This window comes from Psychrobacter vallis, from assembly GCF_904846715.1.
GTDB lineage: Bacteria > Pseudomonadota > Gammaproteobacteria > Pseudomonadales > Moraxellaceae > Psychrobacter > Psychrobacter vallis.
The window spans coordinates 119,192-141,880 of the sequence record NZ_CAJHBU010000008.1 but is presented as its reverse complement, the minus strand read 5'-3'; the positions used below and the strand labels follow the sequence as shown (position 1 = coordinate 141,880).

Annotated in this window: 17 protein-coding genes; 7 read left to right on the top strand and 10 right to left on the bottom strand. The window is 44.5% G+C overall.

Features of this window, described 5'->3' with window-relative positions; all coding sequences use genetic code 11:
* Positions 1–31: 31 nt before the first annotated feature.
* The 8 genes from JMY02_RS07295 to dapC form a co-directional block, all read right to left on the bottom strand.
* The gene (locus JMY02_RS07295) at positions 32–922 is read right to left on the bottom strand and encodes a DODA-type extradiol aromatic ring-opening family dioxygenase (protein ID WP_201596685.1); all 891 of its coding nucleotides are present in this window, start codon (positions 920–922) and stop codon (positions 32–34) included.
* Between the two features lie 169 nt (positions 923–1,091).
* Positions 1,092–1,580, bottom strand: a complete 489-nt coding sequence (rlmH, locus tag JMY02_RS07290) for a 23S rRNA (pseudouridine(1915)-N(3))-methyltransferase RlmH (protein ID WP_201596683.1) — start codon at positions 1,578–1,580, stop codon at positions 1,092–1,094.
* Between the two features lie 97 nt (positions 1,581–1,677).
* On the bottom strand, positions 1,678–2,226 hold the full coding sequence (locus tag JMY02_RS07285) for a DUF421 domain-containing protein (protein ID WP_201596681.1): 549 nt from the start codon (positions 2,224–2,226) through the stop codon (positions 1,678–1,680).
* Positions 2,227–2,412: 186 nt separating this feature from the next.
* Complete coding sequence (locus JMY02_RS07280) at positions 2,413–2,928, bottom strand: ABZJ_00895 family protein (protein ID WP_201596679.1); 516 nt, start codon at positions 2,926–2,928, stop codon at positions 2,413–2,415.
* Between the two features lie 85 nt (positions 2,929–3,013).
* Positions 3,014–5,122: a D-alanyl-D-alanine carboxypeptidase/D-alanyl-D-alanine-endopeptidase gene (locus JMY02_RS07275; protein WP_227678440.1), complete on the bottom strand. Its 2,109-nt coding sequence runs from the start codon at positions 5,120–5,122 to the stop codon at positions 3,014–3,016.
* Between the two features lie 251 nt (positions 5,123–5,373).
* Positions 5,374–5,988 carry a 3'-5' exonuclease gene (locus tag JMY02_RS07270; protein ID WP_201596675.1) on the bottom strand — a complete coding sequence of 205 codons (615 nt, stop codon included), beginning with the start codon at positions 5,986–5,988 and terminating at the stop codon, positions 5,374–5,376.
* 293 nt (positions 5,989–6,281) lie between these two features.
* Positions 6,282–8,237 (bottom strand): DUF294 nucleotidyltransferase-like domain-containing protein, encoded by a 1,956-nt coding sequence (locus JMY02_RS07265; RefSeq protein WP_201596673.1) that lies wholly within the window; start codon positions 8,235–8,237, stop codon positions 6,282–6,284.
* Between the two features lie 298 nt (positions 8,238–8,535).
* Positions 8,536–9,774 carry a succinyldiaminopimelate transaminase gene (dapC, locus tag JMY02_RS07260; RefSeq protein WP_201596657.1) on the bottom strand — a complete coding sequence of 413 codons (1,239 nt, stop codon included), beginning with the start codon at positions 9,772–9,774 and terminating at the stop codon, positions 8,536–8,538.
* Between the two features lie 259 nt (positions 9,775–10,033).
* Between dapC and JMY02_RS07255 the strand changes: the two genes are divergently transcribed.
* Positions 10,034–10,768 (top strand): hypothetical protein, encoded by a 735-nt coding sequence (locus JMY02_RS07255; RefSeq protein ID WP_227678439.1) that lies wholly within the window; start codon positions 10,034–10,036, stop codon positions 10,766–10,768.
* Positions 10,769–10,924: 156 nt separating this feature from the next.
* Here the strand turns inward: JMY02_RS07255 and glnD are convergent, their stop codons facing one another.
* Positions 10,925–13,678 (bottom strand): [protein-PII] uridylyltransferase, encoded by a 2,754-nt coding sequence (glnD, locus tag JMY02_RS07250; protein ID WP_201596655.1) that lies wholly within the window; start codon positions 13,676–13,678, stop codon positions 10,925–10,927.
* Between the two features lie 228 nt (positions 13,679–13,906).
* On the bottom strand, positions 13,907–14,701 hold the full coding sequence (gene map, locus JMY02_RS07245) for a type I methionyl aminopeptidase (protein ID WP_201596653.1): 795 nt from the start codon (positions 14,699–14,701) through the stop codon (positions 13,907–13,909).
* Between the two features lie 308 nt (positions 14,702–15,009).
* Here map and JMY02_RS07240 point away from each other — a divergent pair, with 308 nt between their 5' ends.
* From JMY02_RS07240 to JMY02_RS07215, 6 genes are all read left to right on the top strand, one after another.
* Entirely contained in the window at positions 15,010–16,086 is a 1,077-nt protein-coding gene (locus JMY02_RS07240) for an esterase/lipase family protein (protein WP_201596651.1), read from the top strand.
* 29 nt (positions 16,087–16,115) lie between these two features.
* The gene (locus JMY02_RS07235; protein WP_201596649.1) at positions 16,116–17,228 is read left to right on the top strand and encodes a lipase secretion chaperone; all 1,113 of its coding nucleotides are present in this window, start codon (positions 16,116–16,118) and stop codon (positions 17,226–17,228) included.
* Positions 17,229–17,501: 273 nt separating this feature from the next.
* Complete coding sequence (locus JMY02_RS07230; RefSeq protein ID WP_201596647.1) at positions 17,502–17,990, top strand: META domain-containing protein; 489 nt, start codon at positions 17,502–17,504, stop codon at positions 17,988–17,990.
* Between the two features lie 156 nt (positions 17,991–18,146).
* A complete protein-coding gene (locus tag JMY02_RS07225) occupies positions 18,147–19,136 on the top strand; it encodes a PD40 domain-containing protein (protein WP_201596645.1) in 990 nt (329 codons plus the stop codon).
* A gap of 226 nt (positions 19,137–19,362) precedes the next feature.
* Complete coding sequence (locus JMY02_RS07220; RefSeq protein ID WP_201596643.1) at positions 19,363–20,013, top strand: hypothetical protein; 651 nt, start codon at positions 19,363–19,365, stop codon at positions 20,011–20,013.
* A gap of 255 nt (positions 20,014–20,268) precedes the next feature.
* A complete protein-coding gene (locus JMY02_RS07215; RefSeq protein ID WP_201596641.1) occupies positions 20,269–22,344 on the top strand; it encodes a flotillin family protein in 2,076 nt (691 codons plus the stop codon).
* The last annotated feature ends 345 nt before the right edge of the window (positions 22,345–22,689 follow it).

Genomic DNA, 22,689 nt, shown 5'->3' with positions numbered 1-22,689 from the left:
AGATGACTATCGATTGAATTGAATACATGCCCTAATCAAAGCGATAGATATCCATGCCCAAACTATGATGAGCCATGCTTTGATGAACGACCGAGACGCGCTGACCTGCTCCCAGTGCAAAAAATAATGGCAGCAAATGCTCATCGCTTGGATGGATGTTTTTATAATCAGGGTACTGTTGCCAATCTAGTGCAGTAGGAATGTCGGTTTTGAGCTGCTGCAATAACCACCGCTTAAACTCTTTTGCTGTCTGATCAATACTGTCCGCTTGCCAGCGTAATGACTGCAAATTATGGGTGATACTACCGGAGCCGATAACAAGTATTTGTTCTTCGCGCAGGCGGGCAAGCTGTGCGCCCAACTGATAGCAAGCCATACTGTCATAGTGCTGCGGTAATGATATTTGTACGATAGGCACATCTGCCTGTGGATACAGATGTTTGAGCGGCGCCCAAACCCCATGGTCACAAGCACGCATTGGATTGACCCTACAAGTGATACCGCGTGTCGTGAGCTGATGCGCAAGCGTTTCCGCAAGTGCTGGCTGCCCAGCAACGGGATACTGTAACTCGTAGAGCTCAGGCGAAAAACCTGAAAAGTCGTGCCAAGTCTTTGGTTGTGGGTTGCTACTGATTTCTAATTTTGCGGACTGCCAATGCGCTGACATAATGACGATGGCACGAGGCTTGGGTAAATTTTGCCCGATACGTGCTAGTGCACTGGTCGTAGAAGATTGTTCAATCGCAAGTGTGGGCGCGCCATGCGAGATAAACAATGCGGGTAGTTTGGCCAAATTGGTAGCATTGGACACGGCAGCAGACGTATCTGCCCAAGCGGTGACAGGGCTATGTATATCACCCTGATAGTTGTCATGGTGATTGGTATGAGAGGCGTTGGGTGTTGCGTGTTTTGGATATTTCATGTTTCCTGTATTAGGGCACGCGCCAGTTTTTCAATCTGTTTTACGATGGAGATTTTTAGAATAGCGTGCGCTCACTTTTAATCCATTTAGGTGGTTTTCAATTGAATTGAAGACATGCCCTACGATTGAATTGAGTACACGCCTTAGCCATCCTAGCTTTTTGCTTTATTTAATTGCCACGATGATAAGGGTGGTTGTTATTAATACTCATCGCTCGATATAATTGTTCCATCAACACGACGCGTACCAAAGGATGTGGCAATGTCAGCGCTGACAATGACCACTTTACATCGGCTTTTGCTAAGACTTCGGGTGAGACACCATCTGCACCGCCAATGACTAGGGCAATGTCGTCGCCTTGTTGCATACCCTCTGCCAATTTATCTGCCAACCCTTCTGTTGATATCATCTTGCCTTTAACATCCAATACCCATAATTGCTCACGTCCAGCCGCATTATGAGCGGCCAAAATTGCCTGACCTTCTTGCTCACGATATTGTGACAAATTGGCCTCTGAAGGGTTTTTTGCTCGTTTTGCAGCGGCAATTTCGATGATTTCTGTACTGAGCATGGGTTGAATGCGCTTGTGATATTCGTCAAAACCAGTCTGCACCCAGTTCGGCATTTTATTGCCAACGCTCAAAATTCTTACCTTCATAGTACCTGTCACTCCTAGCGCTTTAATAATGGGAGAAATATCATGGAAAATGCTTTTTTTAAATAAACCTAAGCAATAACTTTTTATAACCTATAATCTACATCAAAGGCGCAATGGTTTGTGAGACGTCGTTGTTTGCATTTTGACTGCTATCGCTGTCGTCGGTCGAGCTGGGTTTTGGAATAATAGTAAGTTTGGCATCAGATTCAAAGACAATGGCTTCCACATCATCGAAGCTGTTTATCCCATCAGAACGCATCGCACATTCTATCTCTTGCCGAGTCAGGCGCTCAGCACGCATAGCGTCTGGCAAAAACTGTCCTTGATAAAAAACAATACGTGGCTCGGACAAAATAAAGCTGCTGAATTGCGGTGAGATAGACGCATATTTGGTCACCAAAAACTGTAATAGATAAAGTGTCAGAATAGCAGAAACCCCTTCAATAAAAGGGATTGCTTTGAGCAAAATGGTACTGGCACCCAAAGAGCCAATCATGACGGTGACAATCCAATCAAAATTGTTGAGCTGTGACGTAGAGCGTTTACCTGAGGCCTTAGTAACCAGCACGATTAAAACATAAACCATAACCGTCGTCAGAACAATACGTCCAAGCTTGTCTATGCTGTCAAAAAAAATCATATCCATGACGATATCTCCTATTATAAATAAAACAGCACTTTTTATAAATAAAACGGCATTTTGTTAAAATTTATACCTAAAAATTTAGCCTAACGGATTTTGTGCCGCAATAGGAAAATATTTGTGCCAGTCTCGCGTCACAATATTATTTATCTATTTTATTTGGTATCGACTATAGCAATCTCGCTATATTTAAAGCGTTTTACGTTTGGGGTCAAGCAAGCGATTGAATACCCAAATGCTTATGCGCGCACCGACCAATGTCAGTATCATTATCATGATGAGTGACGAGAGCAGCGGTAGCGGTCGTTGTGTTGCCATTTCAAACAGCACTTCGCGGCTCACTGCATCAAACAACCAAAACCATATGCCTAAGAAATAAATAATGGTTAGCAACCAAACGACCGCAACGCCGCCAAGCATCAACCGATTAAGCTCACTGATATCCAATGCGCGCTGCTGATGTTTGACAAACTTGTGTACAGCGATATAAGCGCCAATAATGATGGATAGTACCGTGACCAATTGTGAGTTTAGCGCCATTTGGGTTTGTATCATCATAAATATTGCGCTGGCTAGTGTATAACCGATCGCGAAAAACCCAATATATGACGCCATTTTAGGGTGAGTGGCACGATGGTTTTGCGGCAAGCCATTAGAACCTAAATGCGTGTTAGGTTTGCTGAGATTGGTTGTCTTACGTGACATAATCTGACCTTTATAAAGGGTAAAAACAAGGGATTAAAATAGGGTGTGTTTCACATTCACCAACAGGTATTTCCGATAGAAAAAATCAATGCTTTGCTGTCCAGTCAAGCATGGTATCTAATACAGTTCTGGCTGCATAGGTATTTAACGCGTGCTCACTATTGATAAGGCCAACGACAACATAGTCCTGTCCTGAAAGCCCTTTGACATAGCCTGCCACAGACGTGACATTGTTCAAAGTACCTGTTTTTATCCACGCGCGGCCGATGGCTGCCGACTCAGGTAAACGCTCACTATGAGCAGTAATAGTGCCACTGACACCAGCCACGCCTAATGAGTGGACGTAAGCGTCAAAACTTGGCTGATTATAAGCATAGGTTAGCAATTCGCTTAAATTAGCGGCAGTAATGGTGCAGTCTCGGCAAAGCCCTGAGCCATTGGTTAAGTGCGGCGGCGGGGTGTCTAGGTGATTTTGCCACCATTGATTGATCGTCTGTAATGCCGCAGGATAGTCCGTTGCCATTGGTTTGCCGAATTGATACAAACTGCTGGCTTTATGGTGACTATCCTTATAATTCATGGTTTGGTTGTTAATCGTTTGGCTATTTACGTTTTTATTAGCATTGTTTTCTGTTGGATTTTCTTGATGATAAGCGCCTATCGATAGTGCCACTTGCTCAGCCATGACATTGTTTGAGAAATGATTGATGTCATGAACCTGCTGCCTTAAATTTAGCGAGGCATAGCTAACAATGGGCAAGGGTGACATAGGCAAAGCAGCTAGACCTTGTGCTGGCTTTATCTTTTTTGCTGGATCGTAAGGGGTTTCTTGGGTAATGACGCTGCCACTCAGAGTATTGCCCAGCGCTTGCCATTTAGCGGCCATGACCCGTGCCGCAAACTCCTTGGCATCAGGATACGCAATATAAAAAGCGTGCTCTTGACAGCTGTTTGGCAGATCAGTATTAAGTACCAAGCGATTGGGTTGCCACTTTGGTGCGAGACTGTAGCGTGCTTGACCACAGGCCGCTGGGCGCACATCTATCCTGCTGGGCATTTGATAGTTTGCCAATTGCGGTGTATAGGTGAGGCTTGCTGTACCGTTGTCCGCCGGATAGCTTTTGATACCGATGGTGCTAAAATTGACCAAAAAACCATCAGGACTGGCGTTATAAGGACGAAGCGGTGCATTATCAAAGGCCGCGGGGTCTTTAGTCACGTTGTGAAAAATGGCACTATCGACAATCATATCACCGTTGATATGGCGAATACCTGACGCTTGTACTTGATAGAGCAGCTGATTTAGACGCTCATGAGTCATCTTGGGGTCGCCACTTCCTTGAATAATCAAATCGCCATACAGCGTATCTTCTATAATCAAGCCAGTATGATAGACACGCGTATGCCAGACAAAGTCAGCGCCGAGCGTATCTAAAGCAATAAAACTGGGGACAAGTTTCATCGTACTGGCAGGGGTGCGGGCGATATCAGGTTGATGACTCAGTAACGGAGAAAACGAGATTTTGATAGTTGAGGCAGTCGTATTAGTATTGGTGTTTTCTGCGCCACTATTGCTATTATCCAGTGTTGCTTGCTCATTGGTTGATTGATGATGAGCTGATTGATGATTAGCTGATTGATGACTATCAGGTATTAGCGTTGGGATACTCTCCAAGCTTTGATAAATATAAGGATCGTCCGTATAAGCGTTTAGCCTTTGCTCGTGCTTTTTAATCGTTCGCTTCTCGATAGTCGTCAGGGTATTGGGCGTGAGAGCAACCTGCTGGCTCGATGTGTTTTTACCTTCATTGTTATGATTCTGACTGGTTTTTTGATGGATGGTTTTGGCGCCAGAATTGATATCTGTTAGCGCCGAGCTACCGCTATCGATCACTTGGATGGGCGATGGGAGGTGGCTGGCATTTTTGTCACCGATTGGTGTGATGACAATACTGATGTCAGACGCTGACAAATCTGCACGTAATGAAGCCGCTTGTATGGTCTCTGGTAGCGCTGCTTGCGCATAGAGGGGTGTTGCCATAATGGTGGTTACTATGACAGACAACGACAAGCGTTTTCCCGATTGAAAAAATGCTCGAAAATAGTGCTCAGCCGGCTTTGATTGGCTGCCAGTTTTGGTATAAAGGGCGTCAGTTTTTTGGTAGGTGAGACATTGTGTAGAGGTGGGCGGCATAAGCATATGTCTATCAGGTAAAAAAATAGCTTATGGTAACACGAGTTGCTGTTTGCGCGTAGAGGCGGGGCGTCGTTTGCCGTCTGCGCTGTCGGTCTATATAGTCAGGTCAATATAAAAGAGAGTCAGAGAGATGAGGATGCATTTTGTCGCCTCTGGCAGCAAACGGAACAGTAAAAAAGAAAAATTTGTGCCAGTCCCGCATCATAATGTTGTGCAGCCATTTTATTTGGTATCGACTATAGCTTTCATCATGAGCGTGAGCGCAGATGCAAAAACGCCATCGCTGTCATAATGGCGTCATTATAAGCATCATGCGCACCCAGTTCAGGAATATTATAATGCGCCAAAATATTGGTCAAACGCTGCGATTGACTGGGGATACCTTGAGTACGGTCGCCCATTCGCTGACTATACAACTGACGAACATCAATGATTTTATTTGGCAATGTTGTGCCCATATAGCGCTTGACCACAGGATTCAAAAACCCAATATCTATTTGGGGACAGAATCCAACGATTGGCCGATTGTCTATAAAGGGCAGCAAGAGCGCCAGCATTTCATCGTAACTCATACCGTGCTCAACATCAGCGGTACGCAGACCATGAATAACAATAGTGTCACGGTCTGGCATCACAGGGGGTCTGCACACCAAATGCATACCATTACCTGTATCGATGGTATCGTCATTGATATGAATCGCTGCTACCGATAACAAATGATGCTTTTTTGGGTTAAGCCCAGTCATTTCACAATCAATCGCCACCCACTGCTTAGCTAAGGGTTCGCCAAACATTGATGCCAACTCTGGACGTTGTAGCTGCGTCTTTTGCCAATGACACGATAACTGCTGTAGCCAATTCATATCCGTTACTTATCCATTTATCATGCTTTTATATAGTTAGGTCAATATAAAAAAGCGTTAGCGAGACTGGGATAAATTTTTTGTAGCCTCTGTCTCCAACGGCACAGCAAGCAAGAAAAATTTGTACCAGTCTCGGATCGTCATGTCGTGTAGCCATTTTACTTGGTATCGACTGTACTTCTACATTTATTATCATTTTCAAAAAATTGAGTAGCAAGGAAAACGAGTACAAGTTTTAGCGGTTATACACTCAGCGAATTTGATAATGATAATCATATTTTTTGGCATTGGTATTATGAAATCTCTAGTTGATAGTGCTGGCGTAGCTGCGTTTTGAAGCTTTTGACCACTGCCAGACACTCTTTTAACAAGTCACGCTCAAGCGCGGTTAAGGTGGTTGGATCGACTTGCCGTGCCTGCCTATCATCTGTCGAGAGTGCCACTGATAAACGCTGTGCCATAAAAAACTCCAACGCTTCTAATAACGTGTCGGCACGCTCTTGGTTGATGGCTTGAGCTTGAACCAAAGCTTTTAGACGGTCTTTGGTACTGGGTACTTCTAAAATGTCATTTTCTAATGCCAAAGTGCGAATGCCATGAACCAGTGGAAAGATACCGGCTTTTTTTAGGTCGATGTCTGGCGCAACAGATTTGCCACCGAGCAGGGGCATAAACTTCTGCCACCACTGATTGACATCACCAAACTGTAGCGCTGCCCGTGCGAACTGACGGACAAACATGGGATCTGACTGACGGTGGGCGATTTTGAGGTGTTGACGTACTTGCGTCAGAAGAGATTCATCACCGCAGACGTATTCGCCGTCGAGTATGGCGGCCAAATAAATACCATGCATCGGATCGGTGTTTTTAAACCATAAGCCAATTTGGGCATTAAACTGCTTTAGTGGTTGCCGCCACATGGGATTGGTCATCATGATATTGCCGTCACACAATGGATAACCCAGTTTTTCTAAATGGTTATTAAAGCTATCAGCAAACTGTGCCAAATTAGGATGGCTGTAGCCATCACGCAGGATGAGTGCGTTATCTTGGTCAGTACGCATGATTTGCTCGCCGCGACCTTCTGAGCCCATGACGATGAGGCAGCTATTTACCACGACTTCGTCAGGTACGATCAGTTGCCAAAGCTTGGTAAATACCTGTGCATTGAGTGTCTGTACCATGCGGCTGATATTACCAATTTTGACACCGTTTTGATGCTGAGCACGAATATAGCGACCGATAAGCTCTACGGCAGTATCTAAGCTCGATAGGTCTTTTGCTTGCTCAATCTGCATACTAATGAGCTGTGAATGGTGGCTAATATGAGCGAGCATGTCGCTTTGTCCAAGCACGCCTACAACGTTGCCGTCATGGTCAATGACCGGCAATCTATGGATGCGATAGCGGGTCATGGTGAGTAGGGCATCGCCAATCTCGTCATTCGCTCTGATCGTACGTAGATTAAAGTTGGCGTAACGCTGGCAAGGTGTCGTGGCGGGATTTTGCTGATCACTCACCGCGCGGCAAATATCCGTGTCGGTCAAAATACCTAATAGATGACCTGTACGCTGTGGCAATGACATGGTATTTTCCGCATGATCTGATGGTCGCACCAGTACATGCTTTAATCCCGCTTTTGTCATGATAGCAGCGGCTTCATAGAGACTGGCGTGGGCATCGACAATATGTACTGGCAATAACGTTACATCAATCACTGGTTGCAGCATGATTTGCTGCACTTCTTGCTGCTCATTATAATGAGAGGAATCGATGGCCTTGCCACGACGCCGTTGTTGTAAAGCTTTTAGGCGTTCGGGCAGTTTGTCTGATAATAGCTGGCGTACCAGATGGTTTTGTGCACTGATTTTATCAATGGCATCGCCCGCTACTTGCAACAGCAAAGTATCTTCGGCCGCTCGAAACTGGTAGGTTTGTACGCCCTCAGTGTTAGAATCATCTGCTGGTGAGCTGTTTTTGCTGAGTGATTCAGGCAAGCGGCGGCTATCAAACCAGTCATTGTTGCTGGGGTTGTCAGAGTGGTTGCTACCCAAGTAAGCGGCCACAAACTCTCCGTTGAGTAATTGCTCAATTTGTCCTTTTATGACCACGTAAAGGTACGCTGACTCTTTTACAGATAAGCTTTCATCTTTGGCAAGATAGCGGATTTGAGTGTGTTTTCTGATGCTTTGGCGCTCCGCTAAGCTCAGTACATCAAAGGGCGGTTGGGTAAAGTCAAGATGGGGCATGGCATCATCCTTGATGGCGCATTTAAAAGACAGTTCACTATATAGTCAATCTAGAATAAAAATGATATATACGTTAACTACGTTCTGCTGGTATAAATTTTCCTCGCTGGCTGTTCGCAAGCGTGACAGATGCTTCATAAAATCCATACCCGCAGAACGATAACGATTTTAGAATGGATCGACTATAGCGCTATTCACTATAGCATTATCCAAACAAAAAGCCTCTAATAACCATATTTATATTATGGTTATTAGAGGCTGGTGTTTTTTTGAAATTTTACGCGTGTAAAGCGACTGCTTATGCACCCAGCAATGTACGAATACGATCAATCGCCTCACGGCTTTCATCGACACTAGCGACCAACGCAATACGGACATAACCTTGCCCAGGATTGTAGCCATTAATGTCACGGGACAAATAGCGTCCGGCTAAGGCGTGAATGTTGGCCTGCTCATAGAGCGCTTTGACAAATAGCTCATCATCACCATCGAACTGATCAGGGGCTTTTATCCAAAAGTAAAACCCAGCTTCAGGCATACGCAGCTCTAACAGCTCACCAAGCTCAGACATCCATAACGCAAATTTTTCTTGATAAAGCTGACGATTGTGTTCCACGTGCTTTTCATCTTGCCACGCCGCGATAGAAGCGAGCTGATGCGGTATCGGCATCGCACAGCCTTGATAGGTGCGATATTGCAAATAAGCCTGCAAAATCTGCGCATCACCTGCCACAAACCCTGAGCGCAAACCGGGCAAGTTTGAGCGTTTGGATAAAGAGTGAAATACGATACAGTTATGAAAATCATGTCGACCAAGAGCCGCACAGGCTTGCAGTAAGCCAATGGGCGCGGTATCAAAATACAGCTCGCTATAACACTCATCACTCGCAATGACAAAACCGTATTGATCTGACAGACGAATCAGATGCTCCCAATCCTCCATAGTCATGACAGAGCCTGTCGGATTGTTGGGGCTACAGACAAACAATAACTGTGTGCGAGTCCAGACCTCTCTTGGGACAGCACGGTAGTTACCTTTAAAGTCATTGTCGATGCTACAAGGCACAAAATAAGGGGTCGCTTGTGCGAGTATCGCGGCGCCTTCGTATATTTGATAAAACGGATTGGGCATGACAATCGTTGGCGGTTGCATTTGCTTACTTGAAGATTTTTGATGATTCTCAGAGGCAGCGTCTTTATGGTCAATAACCGCCTGCACCAGACTAAAAATGGCTTCGCGCGTGCCCATGACGGGTAGGACTTGCGTATTGGCATCGACGTGATTGAGATAAAATCGCTTTTCAAGCCAGTGCGCAATGGTTTGACGCAGCTCGAACATCCCATTGGTGGTTGGATAATGACTTATTTTGTCCAAGTTTTCGTGTAGTACGTCCAGTACAAAGGCTGGCGGCTCATGTTTTGGCTCTCCAATCCCCAGCTTAATTTCGTTGTAGCCTTTGATTGGCGTGCTATTGGCAAGCAATGCTGCCATCTTGGCAAAGGGGTAAGGGTGCAAATGCGTTAAGTTGTGATTCATAAGTGTGGTAACTATAATAGACAATTAATAATAAAGTTATAAAGAAAAATTACATTTGAGCAGTGTAGCACTTCTCTTGTTTTTTGTCCTTTTCTTCTTATGTTGCTACGGCAGAACAGTGAACCACCCTCATTGATTGAGAGAAGATGGATTTGGAAGTGCGCAAAAACGTTAAATAAAGCCTATAAATTGGTAACTTATAACGATAAAAAATATCGCTGTCAGCCCTAATAATAGAGTATTGTAAGGATGATTTGATATGCCAAGTATGTTAAGAACTGAAGATATCCATAATGAAAATAGTAATGTAGAAGATATTAATATTGTCGAAGATATCCATAATGAAAATAGTCGTGCGAAAACTATCAGAAATGCCCACGTTGATAATAGCCAACAACGTACGAAATTGTACGAACTATTGGAACAGCGGGAACAATGCTGGTGGCAGGCTCGCCAGCAACTGATTACCCAGAAAGAACGAAAAATAGTTTGGTATGGCGAAAACAGTTTAATGATGTGGTTGCTGTGGCAATTGGTCGGTTATGTAGTCGTGGCTATGGTGCTGATGTTGCTCAATAATGTGTTAGATATCTCACTAACTTTGTGGCATTACTTTGCCTTATTTGTTTTGCAGACCGTGATTTTTATCTTTATGTTGGCGGCCAAAGGACGAACGGCAAGTACCTTACAACGCAAAATTGACAAAGATGAAATGGTGCGCGAAGAGACATTTAATGAGATGGCTATTTTAGCAGAAGACAGCTTGTATCCAGATGTCCATGTTAACTCACCCATTTCTTTAAGACAGTTGCATGAGTATTTTGACGGTCGCTTTCATCTTGCCACGTTACATTGCTTATTACAGAAAGAAGTCGATGCGGGACGCCTCGTGTTAGGGGAACAGCAGATCGATGCCAAAATTTTGCCACCAGATCTTGCTGACGATGAGCTTGATGAACATGCCAGCGAGATGATATATAAAAGCACGTTATAAACGGCTTGCTGCTACTATAGAGACAGAACGAACACGAAAATATCGCCTGCTAACCCATATTGAAGCATCAGTTTGGTTCGTTAACGGTAGGGCATGCTCCACATGCCCGAATAATGCTATCTATAGTGACTTGTTATATTTTACCCGTAATATCAATTAAGTCACACGAGTATCTTTTTGCACACTCAAACTCGCAGTCAATGCGGACTTCAATGTTTCAAGCCGGTCGGCAGATAGGGGCTCATCATTTTGGTCACTGATATAAAACATATCCTCTGCACGCTCGCCCAAAGTAGTAATACGAGCAGCATGTACCTCGATTTGTTCCTGCAAAAATACTTGTCCCACTCGTGCCAATAGCCCCGGTTGATCCAGCGTTTCTAAGCTCATAATATGCTGATCTGAAGCATCATTAAACTCAAAATTAATCACTGTGGTCACTTCAAAATGCTTAAGCTGGCGCGGCATACGTTTATTGGTGAGTTTTAGCACGGTCGGGTCTTTAAAAGCATCAATCAAGCGCTGTTTCAGCTCTTGCTGACTGTCTTCATCAACCAATAGCGTGCCACTAGGATCTAGCAATACATAAGAGTCCAATGCAAAATCACGAGTGGCCGTAATGATGCGAGCATCTAAAACATCGAGGTTCATCTGGTCAAATACTGCCATGGTAACGGCAAACAGATTTGTCTGATCTTGGGTATACACAAAAACCTGTACGGCATCAAGCGCCAGCTCTCGATGCTCACGCAGTACAACCAATGGCGGGCTGTCTGCATTGGAGGCAAGCCCAATCGGTGGATGATTCAAGATCGCTTCGGTGTGCCATAAGATATCCTCAGCAATCTCGCGCAAAAAGTATTCATCGCCCAGATCGTCCCATAGTCGCAATACTTCATCGCGATTCATATGCTGGTTATCAACCTTGTCTAACATCACCAGAGCTTGTTGCCGTGTGGCGCTAATCATGTCTTGGCGATTGGTGGGCGCATCGATATCAGCGCGCAAAATGCGCCGAGTTTGTGAGTATAGTTGTTTCATGAGTGTGGCGCGCCAACTGTTCCACAACTGTGGGTTGGTGGCGTTCATGTCTGCGACAGTCAATACGTACAGATGATTGAGGTGGGTAACGTTGCCGATTAAGTTGGCAAAAACGGTGACGACTTCTGGGTCTGATATGTCTTTTTTCTGGGCAGTCAGTGACATCAATAAATGATAGCGGGTTAGCCAGCCGACTAAGTTGGCATCTGCCAAACTCATGCCATGAGCCAAACAGAAATCAACCGATTCCGTTTGCCCAAGCTCACTATGATTGCCGCCGCGACCTTTGGCAATGTCATGAAACATGGCGGCCAGTACTAAGATTTCTTTGCGCTCGATACGTTGAAAGATAGAGCTGACCAGTGGGAAGTCTTCATAAAAACGTGGATCAGTAAAACGGTGCAAAATGCGAATCAAAAACAACGTATGCGCATCTACCGTATAACGGTGAAACAAATCGTACTGCATGAGACCTGTGACTTGAGCAAACGCAGGAACGTAGTTGCCTAACACGCCACAGCGGTTCATGGTACGTAAGCGATGAAAGAGATAATTTTGTTCTTTTAAGTTGGCCAAAAACAGTGCTTGGTGAGTGGGGTTATCACGATAAACCTGATCAATACCGCGGGCGGCGACTTTTAGGGCGCGTAAGGTATGCGTACGGACGTTTTTGATACCGTATTGACCCATCAGCAAAAACATCTCCAAAATTGATTCAGGATGCTGGGCAAAGACCCTGTGATGCGATATGGCGATTTGGTCACCGACTTGATTAAAGCGGGCATTGATTGGCTGCTTTTTGGGGCGTTCCTCATCTGGCAGCTGCGGCTCTATAATCGTCTCATAATAGTGATTGATCAGCATCTCAGACAACGTCGATATCCGCATGGCACAGCGATAATAATCGCGCATAAAACGCTCAACCGCCGCATTGGGTTCGTCATCTGGCTGGGTCTCATAGCCCATCAATTGAGCAATCTCACGTTGATAATCGAACAGTAGCTTGTTTTCATTACGGCCCGTTAATACATGCAAATAATGACGTATTTGCCATAAGTAGCCTTCTGCAAAGCTCAGATCATCAAATTCTTTTTCGGTCAAAAAGTTTTGTTGGACGAGATCATAAAGCTTGCTAACGCGAAAATAGCGTTTGGTCACCCAACCCACGATATGAATGTCTCGCAGGCCACCGGGAGCTGTTTTGATATTTGGCTCAAGATTGTACTCTGTGGCATTGTGCTGCAAGTAACGTACTCTGGCTTCTTCGATTTTTACATCGAAAAAGGCACGCGGTGACCACTGCTTATTGACAATTTGAATAGGCACTTCTTGTAAATCTGCATTACCGATCAGTAGCCGAGCTTCTAACTGGGCACTGGCAATGGTGTGGTCAAGTACCGCTTCCAACGCATCACTGACGCTACGCACCGAGAGGGCAGGCTCTAGCCCTATATCCCAGAGTAGTGCCACCAAACGATCAATTTTGCCACTAGTGTCGCTGTCAATCTCATCAGGAGAGAGCAGCAAAATATCGATATCTGAATACAGCGACAGCTCACCACGACCATAGCCACCAGTAGCAAATAATGCCAAATCTGTCTTGTCTAACTCAAACCAATTAAACAAAGCAATGAGCAAGCTATCGATAGCGCAGGCACGTGCCGCGACCAATTGGCGGATATTGACCCCACGTTCAAGTGCGCGACTGATATCGTCATTGATTTGTGCCAGCCACTCAGGAATACCCAGTAGCGACTTTTCTGGCGCATTGGTGTCTGCTGACACAGGTGCGTCTGCCGCCACATCATTTGATAGCAACAATAAAGGTAAGGGCGTCAGATCAATAGAGGCGACATCACAAGTAAACATGAGTGTTATCCAGTTATGAATGTATAAGTAAATCGGTCAAGCTAAAATGTCTAGGACAACCCGCGTACGGATAGCTGACGGATAGCTGATAACAGCCATCAATAAAAAGTATAAGCTCATCAGAGTATAAAGATAAAAAGCCTGTCAGTACAATACTCAAGATGGCTTAATTATCAGCCAAAAAATAATAAGCCAAAAAAAAGACCGCCTAGGCGATCTTTTGTGACATTACTGAGTCAAAAAACTCAAATCTTCTTCAGGGCGGGTAGTAAATACTTCACAGCCATTGTCGGTCACCACCATGGTGTGCTCCCACTGAGCAGACAACTTACGGTCCTTGGTAATCGCAGTCCATTCATCGGGCAAAATCTTCGTCTGCCACGTGCCTTGGTTAATCATAGGCTCGATGGTAAAAGTCATGCCAGTTTTTAGCTCAAATCCTGTGCCTTTTTTGCCGTAGTGCATGACTTGTGGCTCATGGTGAAATTCATTGCTGATGCCATGACCACAAAACTCGCGCACGATACTAAAGCGTTCAGGTTCGACCACTGCTTGAATAGCAGCACCGACATCGCCTAGACGTGCGCCGTTTTTTACCACGCTCATACCAGCATACAGCGCTTCTTGAGCCACTTTGCAGATACGCTGTGCCATGATAGAAGCATTGCCAACGATCCACATTTTTGAGGTGTCACCATAGTAGCCGTCTTTAATCACCGTGACATCGATATTGATAATATCGCCATCTTTTAACAGCTTGCTCTCAGTTGGGATACCATGACAAACCACGTGATTGATTGAGGTACAAATGGATTTTGGGAAACCATTATAGTTAAGCGGCGCAGGAATGGCTTGCTGCACATTCACGATATAGTCATGAGCAATTTGATTCAGTGCTTCGGTACTGATGCCTACTCTAACGTGTTCGTCGAGCATCACCAAAACATCGCTGGCAAGTTTACCGGCCACGCGCATTTTTTCTATGGCGTCGGCGGATTGGATAAGAGATTTTTTATTCATCATTGTCTGTCTTATAATTATGGGTTTATTGTGGATGAATTATACCATAAACGTACGGGTGACACTTTGACGTTAAGTGATAGCGAACCTATCATTATTATTAATAATAATTACTTTACAACGTGGTGAACGCTTATATGACTCATTAGTCATACTAATATATTCATATTTGCGAAAATTGGTTGAATGTTGCAAATTATATAAGTATTGTAAATTTAGTTGCTAAAGGAATTAGCAACCATCTTTACCGCTTTTGTGAGTACATAGGCAAGGTAAGGAAGATCAAACTTAATGACAACAAGGACGTTGCGATGACTATCAAAACCTATCTCTGCACGGCACTAAAGCCAAACCTATTTTTACCATCACTTGGTGGCATTGGCGCAGGTGTCTTATTGCTCACGATACAAACCACCTCTGCGCAAGCGGCAGGCCAATATTATAATTGTGCCAATGCTAACGGCTGCACGCTAGTCGATAGCAAATACTTTACTTCTAGCTATACAAAAACCCAATATCCTGTCGTTATGGCGCATGGACTCGGCGGTTTCACCAAGCTATTTGGGGTCATTGATTACTTTAATGGCATTCCGGGTGAATTGATAAAAGGTGGCTCAGAGGTGTACACCACCAAAACCTCTGCCGTCAATAACAGCGAGGTTCGCGGTGAGCAGCTGCTGCAACAAGTCAAAACCATCACGGCCATTTCAGGCAAAGCTAAAGTCAATTTATTCGGGCACAGTCAAGGCGGTATAGATATTCGTTATGTCGCTGGCGTGGCACCAAAATATGTCGCCTCAGTCACAGCGGTATCCAGCCCAGAACAAGGCTCAAAAACGGCAGATTTTGTCAAAAATACGCTTGAGCCAAATAACACATCAGGCAGTCCGTCAAACGTCACGACAGAGTTGGTATCAGGCGTGTTTAATTTAATTGGAGGCTTTACCGACATTGGCTCGGGTATCAGTTTTAATCAGATACAACAGCAAGATGGCTGGCAAGCACTCGTCGCGTTATCAACAAGTGGCGCTGCGAATTTTAATGCAAAGTTTCCAGCAGCGATGCCAAGATCGTATTGTGGTCAGCCCGCGAATACCAATGTTAATGGCATTAAATATTACTCATTTAGTGGGGTTGGGCAACTCACTAGCGCACTCGATCCTAGCGACTATCTATTGGCAGCAACAGGCGTCCCGTTCGTAGGTGAGTCTAATGATGGTTTGGTCTCTGCCTGTTCCAGTCGCCTTGGCTATGTGATTCGTGACAACTATCGAATGAATCACTTAGATTCTGCCGATCAAGTGTTAGGTTTGACCGCATGGGGAGAGTCTGAGCCAAAGTCTATCTATCGCACTCAGGTCAATCGCCTCAAAAACGCAAATCTCTAAACTGACTGATAAAATAAGAACTCTCACTTATGTCAAATGGTCGCCGTTCCGCTTATTTATCAATCGCTATCATCGCTATGGTAATCATAGTCACGGTGGCGATTATCCTGTGGTTCAAACCCAGCGCTGGTAAGAATTTGGCGCAAGCCATTCCTCTCTCTCTTGCCTTTAATAATAAAGCGGGTGGCTCAGTCCCTATCCTATCTGGTGCTGATAAAGCCATCCAAGCCTCTGATACCCAAAACTTTACCAGACTTACCACAGGTTTAGAGGATTTGCCGCAATCTTTACAAGGGGCAGAGGTGGATGGTGAAATTATTATTGATGAAAATAAACAACTGGTCGTCACCGAAGGCTTACGGCGGCTGTTTGATTATTTTTTATCGGCACTCGGAGAGGAGGACGAAGCTGCAATATCAGCGCGTGTCGACAGTTACATTCGCCACCACACGCCAGAGCCTGCCGCCAGTCAAGCAGTTACCATATTTAAGCAATATATTGCCTATTTAAAAGCGCTTCCAGAGATAGAGAAGCGCTATGGCAATCTTCAGCTACAAGCGACCAAAAACGGCGCGCTGGATTTGAGCGTCGTCACTCAGCAAAAGCAAGACGTCGCCAATTTGCGTCAGCAGTATTTTGAAAAACCAACCATCACAGCTTTTTTTGGCGCTGAAGATGAATACGATGAATATAGTATGGAAATGATCAGAATTGGGCAAAACGAGCAAATGTCTGACAGTCAAAAACAAGCCGCAAGACAAGACTATGTCAGCCGTATGCCAGACAATACCGCCAAAGCCAATATCGAGCAGCAAGCCAATTTAAATGAATTGATAAATCGTACAGAACAGATGAAAGCCAAAGGCGCAACGCCTGAAGCCTTATATAGTATGCGCCGTGAGCTGGTAGGTGCGCCAGCAGCAGCAAGGCTTGCCCAAGTAGATCAAGAAGATGCCGATTTTGACCAGCGTTTTACTCAATATGAAACACAAAAACAGCGCCTTTTGAGCCAACAGACGGACAGTACACAAGTTCAAGCTCAGATTGAGCAAATCGAACAGCAGTTATTTAATGACAGCGAACGCAAACGTCTGGCAGGGTATGCAGCGCTACAACAACAAGAAGCGGCCAATCTCAACTAAAGCGTCGAAAATTTTATCCCAAAAATCAGTTAGCAGCAAATGCACTGTCTCGCAATGCCCATTAGCAAAAAATCATAAAGTAAAACAAATCATATCGCAATCATACACCCAACCTATAATGACAGTAAGACAAGTGCTGTGCATAATAGCCATATTGTTTAGGTATATGAATAAAACAATAAACAAATCATAATAATAGAAGCCATTCTGCATAAAAATATGCCAGTTTTTTATACTAGGACACGCCCTAAATAAAATAATAGAGGAATTAAGATGAAAAATATGACTAAAATGATGATGGCAACAACCCTTGCTGTCGGTACGCTTGCGGCTGGCTGCCAAACTATCCCCAATGTGACGGCTCCCGTGACGCAGCCAGTGACTTCTGATATTCTACAAACATATAACTGGCAGCTTGTTGATGCCAAACGCACCAACGGTGATAAAGTTAGCCAGCTTTTCTTTAATCCTGCTAAGCCCTTAACGCTAAGCTTCTTCACCGATAATGGCAGTAACCGTGTCAGCTTTATCAATACTTGTAATAACATGGGCGCTGAATACAGTGTGGTGAATGGTAACGTACAGATTGCCAATGGCATCAGCACCATGATGGCATGCCCTGAGCCGCAGGCAAGCTTTGATACGGCGACATTGGCAACCGTACAAGGTAAATACAGTCTCAATAAAAATGCTAATAACACGCCTATTTTGACCATCAAAAATGACAGCCAAGTGGCGTATTTTAAAGCCATTGCCAAATAACTTGGTGATTGAGTAAAGCGATATAGACATTCTGGTTAGATTTGATAAGGCCTCACTAATAAGTGGGGCCTTTTTTTATCCAAAGTTTGATTTAGTTTAGGCTACACTAGAGTAATGCTGCTGTCATACTTTAGAGATTTTATTGGATACTACTTTATGTTTAAAACCATTATGTCAAAACCACTTACGAATAGAATCACGATAAAAGGCGCTACGACAATCGCTGTATTGACGGCTCTCACTGGCTGCCAGACACTGTCTAGTGCTGAAATTAAAAAGCCGACCAGTCCTATCAGTAATCCGCTGACGGCTCAAATGTCCGTACCGGATCGTCAAGGACATATCGCGTATGTGGAGGAGCAAGGCGTCGGCGCTGCAAAGATATCGACGCTTTATAGCATCCGTCCTGATGGTAGCGACCGCCAACTGATAGATCAATTAAATGGTTATATCTATGCGCCAGCGTGGTCAGCAGATGGGCAGATGCTTGCTTATAGTAAACAAGCCTCGCGTGAGCATCCTATGATTTATATTTATGACCGCAAAAGCAATGCGCGTCATTTAATCGTCAATGCTGAGGGCAGTAATCTGTCGGCCTCATTCTCACCCGATGGACAAAAACTGCTTTACAGCTCCACTGTGGGTGGCAATGCCGATATTTATGAGATGCATCTGAGCGATGGCAGTACCAAACAGCTCACAACTTTACCCAGTACCGAAGTACAACCGAGCTATGCCGCTGATGGCAAAAGCTTCGTTTATACCAGTGACAAAGTCCGCGCAGGTCGTCCCAGCATTTATCGTTATCATTTTGATACTGGTAATGCCGCACTCCTATCCACAGGCAGTTATGCGGCCAGTCCTCAGCTTAGTTTGGACGGTCAGCGTATGGGATATCTTAACGGTCGCAAGGCTGCGGTCATGACGCTTGCCACAGGGCAGATTGTCAATCTGGCAGAAACTGGACTGGATGAGCCAGTACGACTGTCACCCTCAGGGCAATATGCGATTTATCCAACGCGCACCTCACGCGTAAGCGGACAAAGTGGCGGCAGTTTGGTTATTCACTCTTTGTCTGTTAACACCAGCTATGCCATTAGCAGTCAGGCTGGTGGAGTCGTGCGCTCACCCGTCTGGGGACGTTAATGGTAAAACCTATGTATTATGTAAGGGAATGTATATATAATCATCCATAAAGAAACATAAGTTGATTCTATAGCCCTAAGTTTTTGGGGTTGCTTGGTTAAAGAGATAAGGTGTCAAAATGGTTTAAGCCAATTAGGGTAAAGCCCAATCACTTCAAGTTGTATCCTACCAAGTGGTATTGCCGAGTCATAAAGATAGCCAGTTAGATGAACAAAAGGAGCGTGCCATGCAGGAATCTTTTTTAGTATTTATCACTAAAATCAGTTTATACCCCACGATTATTTTTACGGGGCTTGTGATGTTCGTCACCTTATATTGGGTGGTGTCTTTACTCGGTATGGCAGATATGGACACCGTAGAGCTTGGGGAGTCAGGAGGGGAAGTTGCTGACTTATCCTCAGCTGGCTTTTTTACAGGTCTCATGCTCAAATTTGGTCTTTATGGCGTGCCTTTAATCATCATACTAAGCTTAGTTAGTTTAATTGGTTGGTTGTTAAGCTACTTATATACCAGTTTTCTACATCAGAATTTTGACTCGGGTATTTTATATTATGTCTTTGGCACAGGAGCGCTTATTTTTGTATTGGTCGTATCCATGTGGCTGACAGGAATGATCATTTCACCCATTCGCAAAAACATAGCCAAAATTCCCAAACGTAATTCGTCTAATAATGTGGGTAAAGTCGCTGTGGTACGCACGCTCAGTGTGACCGACAAACATGGTGAAGCAGTGCTGAGTGATGGCGGTGCAGGATTGATACTCAAAATTCGATCAGACATCAATGACAACTCGCTAAAACAAGGCGATAAAGTGGTGTTGGTAGAGTATTTGGATGAGGCCAATACCTATCGCGTAACACCTGTTAAAGAGAAATAACACGCCCTAATAATTCAACCCTGATGGTTTTTATAATTACTTTTAGCGCAAATCAACCGCGATCAAATAAGAAAAAGAAAACTAATCGACTGGCAAAAAATATTAACGGTTTTAAATTTGGTTATAGTCGGTTTAAGGTAATTCAGAGACAAGGAAGGCCAGTGAGAGCACTATAAATAGTATGCTGAACAAGCCTGACACCGTAGCTGGTTTATATAGGATTGACTATAGAATGTTTTAATTAAAGGAATGAACATGGACATACTCATTATCGTCGGCGTGGTTGTGGTGCTGGCGTTTGTTTTCATTATGGCAGCACTTTTGATGCTCAAAGCCTTTTATATCAAGGTGGATCAGGGCACAGCGCTCATAATCAACGGCGTCAACAAAATCGCTGTACGCTTTGATGGTGGCTTTGTGTGGCCAGTCATCAACAAAAAAGAACTCATGAGAATCTCGCTGCTCACTCTAGAGGTGGACAGACGTGGTAAAGAAGGACTGATTTGTGCCGATAATATGCGTGCTGATATCACGGTGGCATTTTATTTGCGTGTCAATGAGACCGAAGAAGACGTCCTAAAAGTAGCCAAATCAGTTGGCGTAGACAGAGCGTCAGACAAGGTAGCGGTCAACGAGCTATTTAATGCAAAATTCTCAGAAGCGCTAAAAACGGTTGGTAAACAGATTGATTTTGTCAAGTTGTTTGAAAACCGCAGCCAGTTCCGTGACAGTATCGTTCAAGAAATTGGTAACGATCTAAACGGTTATGTCCTAGAAGATGTGGCGATTGATTACTTAGAGCAAACGCCAAAGACATCATTAGACTCAAGTAATATCTTAGATGCTGAAGGTATCAAAAAGATTACTCAGCTAACCGCCTTTCAAAACGTTATCACTAATGAGCTGGAGCGTGACGAAGAGCTGGCTGTTAAGAAAAAGAACGTTGAAACCAGAGAGGCGATGCTGGAGCTAGAGCGTCAACAAGCTGATGCTGAAGCCAAGCAAAAACGTGAAATCTCATCTGTGATTGCGCGTGAGACCGCGGAAACGCGTAAGATTGAAGAAGAAGAGCGTAAAAAGTCAGAAACTGCCGTTATCATGGTTGAGCAAGACTTGGCGATTCAGCGTGAAAATCAGCAACGCGAAGTCGAAGTGGCTGGGCAAAATCGTCTGCGTGCCGTGGTCATCGAAGAAGAAAAAGTGACGCGTGCTCGTGATTTAGAAATCGTCTCTCGTGAGCGTGAAGTTGACTTGCAACGTATCGAAGCAGAGCGTGCAATTGAGCTTGAGAAAAAAGAAATCGCCAACGTCATTCGTGAGCGAATCGCAGTAGACAAAACCGTGGCGCAAGAAGAAGAGCGTATCAAAGAAGTTCGCGAAGTCAGTGAAGCCGAACGCTCTAAGCAAACGCGCGTACTGGCAGCAGAAGCGGACGCTGAAGAAATCAAAGTACGTCAGGTGAAAAAAGCAGAAGCAGAAGAGTTGTCAGCCAAGCATAAAGCCGTCGAGATTACCACGCTTGCTACTGCCAATCTTGAAGCCTCTGCTAAAGAGTCAGAAGCCAAAATCAAGATGGCGGAAGGTATCAAAGCCGAAGAGTCTGCACATGGCTTTGCTGAAGCGGCTATCCAAGAAGCCAAGTCGGTTTCTTTGGAAAAAGAAGGCATTGCTAGAGCCAATGTTATTAAAGCGACTGGACAGGCTCAGGCTCAGACAGACCGCGAAAAAGGGATGGCTGATGCCGAAGTTATCGCGGCTCGCGGCGCCTCTAAAGCAAAAGCTGAGCGTGATATTGGTATGGTAGACGCAGAAATTATCGCGGCTCGCGGTGAATCTAATGCCCAAGCCGAGCGCGATGTCGGTATGGCAAATGCTCAGGTTATTGCCGCTCGCGGTGAGTCAAATGCCAAGGCAGAACGTGAAGTTGGACTGGCAAAAGCCGAAGTGACTCGTGCACATTTCCAAGCCGAAGCAGATGGTTTGGTCGAGAAGTTTAATGCCATGGGTAGCATGAGCAAAGAAGCACGCGAGCACGAAGAGTTCCGCATGAGTCTTGAGACGGCCTTGCAAGAAGCGCTGGCGTCAATCGAAGCAGGTAAAGAGATTGCCAAAGAAAATGCTGAAGTCTTGGCAGTGGCGCTACAAAAAGCCAAAATCGATATCGTGGGCGGTGAAGCACATTTCTTTGATAACTTTGCTAAGTCACTGTCGATCGGTAAAGCCATTGATGGCCTAGCGGGTAAGTCAGACACATTGAGCGGTATTATCAATGGCGTAATGGCCAATCAAGTGATGAAAGCCAATCAGTCAAATGATGACAAAACAGCTTAAACGATGGGCGATTGGTATAAATTTCAGTATTTATAAGCAATTTGTCATTTAGGTGGCAGATTGCTTTAACCAACTTACTTTCAATGTTTTCGCTGAAAATGAGTTGGCTAATCTAAAAAATCAGCAGTGATGACGCGTTTTTTTAGATTAGCCAAGTGCTTTTTTACGCATAATACTTCTTTAATATAAATATAGTCGGTTCAATATAATTTAGATACAAGGAAGCTGAGTGAAAGTACTACAAGTAGTAGACTGAACGAGACTGACACCGTATCTAATTTATAGAGGATTGGCTATAGCTTTTTATTTTCCTGATTGCCCAATAATAAAAATGGACGAGCAACA

Bases quoted from the DNA above. Each gene is read 5' to 3' on its own strand.
- JMY02_RS07295 (WP_201596685.1), bottom strand. From the start codon at position 922: ATGAAATATCCAAAACACGCAACACCCAACGCCTCTCATACCAATCAC.
- rlmH (WP_201596683.1), bottom strand. From the start codon at position 1,580: ATGAAGGTAAGAATTTTGAGCGTTGGCAATAAAATGCCGAACTGGGTG.
- JMY02_RS07285 (WP_201596681.1), bottom strand. From the start codon at position 2,226: ATGGATATGATTTTTTTTGACAGCATAGACAAGCTTGGACGTATTGTT.
- JMY02_RS07280 (WP_201596679.1), bottom strand. From the start codon at position 2,928: ATGTCACGTAAGACAACCAATCTCAGCAAACCTAACACGCATTTAGGT.
- JMY02_RS07275 (WP_227678440.1), bottom strand. From the start codon at position 5,122: ATGCCGCCCACCTCTACACAATGTCTCACCTACCAAAAAACTGACGCC.
- JMY02_RS07270 (WP_201596675.1), bottom strand. From the start codon at position 5,988: ATGAATTGGCTACAGCAGTTATCGTGTCATTGGCAAAAGACGCAGCTA.
- JMY02_RS07265 (WP_201596673.1), bottom strand. From the start codon at position 8,237: ATGCCCCATCTTGACTTTACCCAACCGCCCTTTGATGTACTGAGCTTA.
- dapC (WP_201596657.1), bottom strand. From the start codon at position 9,774: ATGAATCACAACTTAACGCATTTGCACCCTTACCCCTTTGCCAAGATG.
- JMY02_RS07255 (WP_227678439.1), top strand. From the start codon at position 10,034: ATGCCAAGTATGTTAAGAACTGAAGATATCCATAATGAAAATAGTAAT.
- glnD (WP_201596655.1), bottom strand. From the start codon at position 13,678: ATGTTTACTTGTGATGTCGCCTCTATTGATCTGACGCCCTTACCTTTA.
- map (WP_201596653.1), bottom strand. From the start codon at position 14,701: ATGATGAATAAAAAATCTCTTATCCAATCCGCCGACGCCATAGAAAAA.
- JMY02_RS07240 (WP_201596651.1), top strand. From the start codon at position 15,010: ATGACTATCAAAACCTATCTCTGCACGGCACTAAAGCCAAACCTATTT.
- JMY02_RS07235 (WP_201596649.1), top strand. From the start codon at position 16,116: ATGTCAAATGGTCGCCGTTCCGCTTATTTATCAATCGCTATCATCGCT.
- JMY02_RS07230 (WP_201596647.1), top strand. From the start codon at position 17,502: ATGAAAAATATGACTAAAATGATGATGGCAACAACCCTTGCTGTCGGT.
- JMY02_RS07225 (WP_201596645.1), top strand. From the start codon at position 18,147: ATGTTTAAAACCATTATGTCAAAACCACTTACGAATAGAATCACGATA.
- JMY02_RS07220 (WP_201596643.1), top strand. From the start codon at position 19,363: ATGCAGGAATCTTTTTTAGTATTTATCACTAAAATCAGTTTATACCCC.
- JMY02_RS07215 (WP_201596641.1), top strand. From the start codon at position 20,269: ATGGACATACTCATTATCGTCGGCGTGGTTGTGGTGCTGGCGTTTGTT.